Origin of the sequence: Kluyvera ascorbata ATCC 33433 (assembly GCF_000735365.1) — a bacterium.
Taxonomy (GTDB): Bacteria; Pseudomonadota; Gammaproteobacteria; order Enterobacterales; family Enterobacteriaceae; genus Kluyvera; species Kluyvera ascorbata.
Genome location: NZ_JMPL01000193.1, coordinates 1 through 4,425 on the forward strand (window position 1 = coordinate 1; position 4,425 = coordinate 4,425).

The following is a 4,425-nucleotide window of genomic DNA, read 5'->3' on the forward strand; positions in this document are numbered from 1 at the left end:
CATCCTGCAGCCAGCGGACTTTCTCCGCCAACTGATACTGGGTGTAGGCGGCATGGGTGTTAGTAAGGTCGCCCTTTTGCAGAGCGACAATCTCCACCTCATAGCCCATCTCAATAAACGCCACAATCTGGTTCAGGACGAAGGTCTCTGACGATAACGGGAATTTCAGCAGAAAGAAGCTGACTTTCATCGGCCCTCCCGGATGCGGCTAAGCACCGATTCGATCATGGTGAAGCCCTTCTGGCGTTCCCCTTCTACTGCGGCGGCAACGCGCTCACCCAGCGCCGGAAGCTGATTAAGGATATCGCCAACGACGCTCTGCATCGAACCATCCAACAGGTGGCGAATGTCGATAGCCATCTCCGGCATCCCCAATTGCTGCATGATGCCTGCGGACTTGTGCTCGTAGTTAATGGCAATCGCCGGGGTGCCAAAGTTCATGGAGATAATCGCCGAATGCAGACGTGTGCCGATGGTCAGCTCGCAGGAGGCGAGGATCTTGCCAATCTCCACGTCGTTCAGTTCATCCATGGCGATATGGAAATGCTCGCGGTTTTCCACAAACTGCGCCATACGCAGCGCGACCATGCGGTCATCGCGGTTATAACGGTCGATACTGGTACAGGTTGAGAGCGCCAGCACCTGATAACCGTCAGCAATCATGCGGTTCACCACCTCGGCAAAGGCTTTTTCGTACGCCTGCTGGGTGGTGCCAAGGCGTTTATCGAACGGCTCCAGCTCGCGCAGGGTAATCGCCACGGTTTTGCGCTGTGCGGTCAGGTTCAGCCAGTGCTGCACCGCGTAGCTCGGTTCAAAGCTATCGTTACGGTGCTCAACCAGCCAGGCGGTGTCCACCCCCTGCTCCACTTTCGAGGTATCAATCTCCGCTTTTGCCATCAGCTCGCGGCTCACCGTCTCACGCAGGATCAGCGCATTGGTGCGGCCAAAGGTGTAATTCGCTAGCTGGTTAAAGTCCGGATTCTGGAACGGCCCTACGCTGTGGCCAATCATGTAGATCGGCTTATTGGCCATAAAAGCGCACAGCGGGTATTCAAAGTGGGTCAAGCCGTAAAGATCGACGTAGTTCGAGCCGCCAACCTGGATAATCGCATCGTAATTGCCGAGAAAGCGCACAAACTCATGGAACTCCGGCGCAATTTCAAAGTTACGCAGTTTGCCCTCTCCGGTCACCTTCGCCAGCAGGATCTTGTGCTGGAAGCGGCGGCGCAGCACTTTCTTCACGCGCCCGCTCATGCCCCCTGCCGCCTGCTGCTTCTGGCTCAGCTGATACAGCGGATCGGCGATAATCTCACGCCCCTGCAACCAGGAAGAACTGACAGGGAAACGGCTCATCACGTCCATTTCAACGTCCGGCTGTTGGCGGACGATGGCATCGAGCAGCCCGCGCATAATGGCGCTATCGCCGCGGTTGCCGCAGGTGTGATTTCCCAAAATTAATAATTTCATCATGGCCTCATCAAAGGGGTTTCAAGCAAATCAATTAGGGACGCGTAGCAGCGTCTTCAGTTTCTGGCTCCGACAGAGCGGTTTTTTAAGTTCAATCAGCAGGCTATTGCGCGACAGCACAATCACCAGCGCAAAGCTGAGCACGCCAACCAGCACCTGTAACGCCAGTAGCATCGGCAGCGACACGCTGTCCGCCAGCAGTCGGCCGACCGCATAGCTGGTGATAAGCGTTGGTAGTGAAAGCCGGAACGGCAGCCACAGGCTCAGCAGGTAGTCACGGTAGCCCGGCCCCAGCACCGGTTTTATCATCACGAAGTAGCTGAGAATGGTGTTGATGATTTGCACCAGCAGGAAGCCGAGCGTGACGCCAATCGCGCCGCCCATCTCTCCGCCGACAATCACCGCAGGAATAAACAGAAAGGTTTTAAACACGTTGAATTTAAAGCTGATATCCACGCGCGCTTTGGCCATCAGCAGCGAGCCAATCGGGTTACCTACCGAGCGCAGCAGCCCCACCACGCACAGCAATTGCAGGATAGGTACGATGTGCATCCACTTCTCGCCAAACACCAGCGGTACAAAGTTATTGCTCACCACCATCAGCCCCAGCAGCGCCGGGAAGTTGATAATCCCCACCACCGACAGCAGCTTGTAGAAGTTCACCCGCAGTTTGTCGTTATCGTCCTGAATTTTGGCAAACGCCGGGAACAACACGCGGGTGATGATCGGGTTGAGCTTCATTGGTGGCACCACCGCCACGTTATAGGCCAGGTTGTAGCCACCCGCCACGCTCGCCCCGAGAATGCGTGCGAGCGTCAGGGTAGAGAGATTGGTGTTGATATAGTTAACGATGCTGTCCGCCGTTAGCCACGCGCCAAAACGCAGGTTGGGCATCACGGTAGCTAGCGAAAAATGCAGACCCGGACGGTAAATTTTGCGGCCAAAGTAGCCGAACAGCAGCGTACGCACCGCGCTGTTCACCAGATAACCGAGAATGGCTGTCATCGCCAGCGGCCAGAAGCAGGCGCTCACCACCGTAAAGGTGAAGCCCGACAGCACGGCGGCGGTCTCAATGGAACCAATCTTGTTGAACTCCAGCTCCTTTTGCATCAGCGCGCGGAACTGCTGGCCGTGGGGAATCACCGCGAACGCCAGCGACAAGGTTTTAATCAGGGGCGCTAAGTCCGGATTGTTAAGCAGATTGGCGATGGTATCGCTCAGCAGATAGACCGCCGCAAAGACCACCACTCCGAGGCCCACATTCAGCCAGTAGAGCGTGGTCAGCTCCAGGTGGCTGATTGCTTTACGCTGGATAATCGAGTTGGCAATGCCGAAATCCGACAGCGTGTCCGCCAGCGCGATTATCACCAGCGACACGGTCAGCAGACCAAACTGATGGCCGTCAAACAGCCGCGCCAGCACGGTCATCTGCGCCAGCCCGAGGCCAATAATCACCACCGTTGCCATCGCCGACCATTTCGCGCCGTTAATGGTTTTTTCTCGTAAGCCCATGTTACGTCCTCAATAGGCTGCTTTATTGACGAAGCCTTTAAACACCGTCAGGAAAACAATTTTGATATCGAGCCACAGGCTCCACTCGCGGATGTATTCGAGGTCGAACTCCACGCGTTTTTCCATTTTTTCCAGGGTGTCGGTCTCGCCACGCCAGCCGTTGATCTGCGCCCAGCCGGTAATACCGGGCTTCACTTTGTGGCGCAGCATGTAGCCCTCAATCAACTGACGATACTGTTCGTTGTGCGCCACCGCGTGCGGACGTGGGCCGACGATAGACATTCCGCCGGTAAGAACGTTGATAAACTGCGGCAGTTCATCGAGAGAAGTTCGACGCAGGAAGTTGCCTACACGTGTCACACGCGGGTCGTTCTGCGTCGCCTGCGTGACCACTTTGTCGTTCTCCATCACCTTCATGGAGCGGAATTTCCATACCTTGATAGATTTGCCGTCCATGCCATAACGGGTCTGACGGAAGATGATTGGCCCCGGCGAACTCAGCTTCACCGCCAACGCGATGCAGCACAGCGCCGGTGAGATAAGCAGCAGAATGCCGCTGGCCAGCACGATATCCTCCAGCCGTTTCAGGATGCGGTTCACGCCAGAGAGCGGCGTGTCGTACAGCGGAACAACGGGAATACCGTTCACCACTTCGACGCGCGAATGCAGGATGTTGAAGGTGAAGACGTCAGGGATCAGCAGCACGGTGCAGGTGGTGTCCGCTAAGTCGCGCACCAGATTTTTAATCTGGATTTCGTCCTGCATCGCCATGGAGATATAGACGTTGTGGATTTTGCCGTTACGCGCATCGTCCAGCAGCTGTTCAAAGTTGCCCATCCAGTCAGTGTTAACGCCGCCTGGTTTCGCATCGTGATAGCAGCCGACTACCGCATAGCCGAGCCATGGCTGATTGCGGAAGCTTTCCAGCAGCGCCTGCCCTTCCGGCATATCACCGGCCACCGCCACATAGCGGGTGTTATAACCACGATGGCGCAACACGCCCGCGCCGTAGCGGATGAACGCCCGGCTCGCCAGCATGCCAATGGTGCTCAGCAGATACCAGGCCAGCCACATGGAGAAGTTGGTATTAAAGTCGTCGTTAAACGCCAGCAGCCCAGCGGTAAAGACTAAGCTCAGCGTCCAGTTTTGCAGCAACAGCAGTAGCTCAGTGGTAATACGGACGCCGCGCCATGAACGATAAAAATCAGTGATCCCACCAATCATCTGGAATACCACCAGCGTGACCAGTGCCATCAACAGATGCAGGTACAAAAACGGCAACGCGACCGCCTGACACACCAGCCACAGCCCACCTATCATGATGGTGATATCTGAAAAACGTTGCACCATGGAGATTAACGATGCATTCGTTTTGGCTCGTTCGCGCTTTTTTAGAGTCGTCATCGTCGGTCCTATTTCGTCGTTTTCCCTCGCCCCGACCCTCTC

General features: G+C 56.0%; 3 protein-coding genes and 1 pseudogene. All 4 read right to left on the reverse strand.

The genetic code is table 11. The annotated features are described in order from the left end of the window. A pseudogene (locus GKAS_RS22765) lies at nucleotides 1-190 on the reverse strand (colanic acid biosynthesis glycosyltransferase WcaL); the annotation flags it as partial. Then, entirely contained in the window at nucleotides 187-1,467 is a 1,281-nt protein-coding gene (wcaK, locus tag GKAS_RS22770; protein ID WP_035897736.1) for a colanic acid biosynthesis pyruvyl transferase WcaK, read from the reverse strand. The gene wcaK and the pseudogene GKAS_RS22765, both read right to left, overlap by 4 nt. Nucleotides 1,468-1,497: 30 nt before the next feature. Then, the gene (locus GKAS_RS22775; protein WP_035897738.1) at nucleotides 1,498-2,979 is read right to left on the reverse strand and encodes an MOP flippase family protein; all 1,482 of its coding nucleotides are present in this window, start codon (nucleotides 2,977-2,979) and stop codon (nucleotides 1,498-1,500) included. 9 nt (nucleotides 2,980-2,988) lie between these two features. Beyond that, complete coding sequence (gene wcaJ / locus GKAS_RS22780) at nucleotides 2,989-4,383, reverse strand: undecaprenyl-phosphate glucose phosphotransferase (RefSeq protein WP_035897740.1); 1,395 nt, start codon at nucleotides 4,381-4,383, stop codon at nucleotides 2,989-2,991. Between the last annotated feature and the right edge of the window lie 42 nt (nucleotides 4,384-4,425).